General features: G+C 63.2%; 1 protein-coding gene. It reads right to left on the reverse strand.

Annotated features, from left to right (window positions below; genetic code table 11):
* Window positions 1-524, reverse strand: a 524-nt coding sequence (locus IB258_RS30215) for a GTP-binding protein (RefSeq protein WP_255508626.1), incomplete at both ends; no start/stop codon positions are given.

The following is a 524-nucleotide window of genomic DNA, read 5'->3' on the forward strand; positions in this document are numbered from 1 at the left end:
GCTTGACCTTGGTCCAGCAGCTTGCGGAACATTTCCACGCCCGTGCAGGTCGTCTTGACCGTCGGAACGATACCGACGATTTCGAGTTCTTCGCCGACCTTGATCACGCCGCGTTCGATACGGCCGGTCACCACGGTGCCGCGACCCGAGATCGAGAACACGTCTTCAACCGGCATCAGGAACGTGCCGTCCACGGCGCGCTCGGGCGTCGGGATGTACGAATCCAGCGCAGCGGCCAGAGCCATGATGGCCTGTTCGCCCAGTTCGCCCTTGTCGCCTTCCAGCGCCAGCTTGGCCGAACCCTTCACGATCGGGGTGTCGTCGCCCGGGAAGTCGTACTTCGACAGCAGTTCGCGGACTTCCATTTCCACCAGCTCGAGCAGCTCGGCGTCGTCAACCATGTCAGCCTTGTTCAGGAAGACGATGATGTACGGCACGCCAACCTGGCGCGACAGCAGGATGTGTTCGCGGGTTTGCGGCATCGGGCCGTCAGCGGCCGACACGACCAGGATCGCGCCGTCCAT

The sequence above is a fragment of the Achromobacter sp. ACM02 genome (genome assembly GCF_014851605.1).
GTDB classification, from domain to species: Bacteria; Pseudomonadota; Gammaproteobacteria; order Burkholderiales; family Burkholderiaceae_B; genus Achromobacter; species Achromobacter aegrifaciens.